This window comes from Falsiroseomonas oryzae, from assembly GCF_027856955.1.
GTDB classification, from domain to species: domain Bacteria; phylum Pseudomonadota; class Alphaproteobacteria; order Acetobacterales; family Acetobacteraceae; genus Falsiroseomonas; species Falsiroseomonas oryzae.
In genome coordinates, this window is the sequence record NZ_JAPSMD010000872.1 from 1 (window position 1) to 1007 (window position 1007).

1 protein-coding gene is annotated in these 1007 nt (G+C 75.3%); it reads left to right on the plus strand.

Annotated elements, in window-relative coordinates; all coding sequences use genetic code 11:
• The coding region (locus tag OZN99_RS32375) for a sigma-54 dependent transcriptional regulator (protein ID WP_270939289.1) at positions 1–1007 on the plus strand (1007 nt) is incomplete at both ends.

Consider the following 1007-nt stretch of genomic DNA (forward strand, 5'->3'; position numbering starts at 1 on the left):
TGCGGCACGACGTCGCCTGGCTGGTGCAGGCGCTGGCCGCGGAGCGCATCGCCTGCCCCGTCGTCGCCTGCGGCCGCGCCGAGGACGCGGACGCCGCGGTGCGCGCCATCGAGGCCGGTGCGCGCGACTTCCTGCCGCTGCCGCCCGATGCCGACCTGATCCTGGCGATGCTGGAGGCCGCCGGCGCGGAGCCAGCAGCCGAAGGCCCGGTCGCGCAGGACCCCACCATGGCCACGCTGCTGGCCCGCGCGGGCCAGCTGGCCCGCGCCGAGGCCAGCCTGCTGATCACCGGCGAGAGCGGGACCGGCAAGGAGGTGCTGGCGCGCCACATCCACGCCCGCAGCCGCCGCGCGCGCGGCCCCTTCGTCGCGCTGAACTGCGCCGCCCTGCCGGAGACGCTGCTGGAATCCGAGCTGTTCGGCCACGAGAAGGGCGCCTTCTCCGGCGCCGTCGCCGCGCGCAAGGGCAAGTTCGAGCAGGCCGATGGCGGAACGCTGCTGCTGGACGAGATCGGCGAGATGGACCCCCGCCTGCAGGCCAAGCTGCTCCGCGTCATCCAGGAGAAGGAGGTGGACCGCCTGGGCGGCACCGCGCCCGTGAAGGTCGATGTGCGCCTGCTGGCTGCCACGCATCGCGACCTGGCAGCGGAGGTGGCGAAGGGTCGCTTCCGGGAGGACCTGTTCTTTCGCCTGAACGTGCTGGCGCTGCACATCCCGCCGCTGCGCGCGCGGCCCTCCGACATCCTGCCGCTGGCCGAGCATTTCGCCGCGCGCTATGCGAAGGCCAACGGCATGCCGCAGCGCCGTCTCTCGCCGCAGGCGCGCGCCGCGCTGCTGGCGCATCCCTGGCCCGGCAACGTGCGGGAGCTGGAGAACTGCCTGCACCGCGCCGTGCTGCTGGCCGAGGGCGAGGAGATCGGGATCGCGGCGATCGAGCTGACGCCGCCGCGCGCGAGCGAGCCGGCCGGCGAGGCGGCGCCGCAGGCCAAGCTGCAGCCCGCGCCCGCC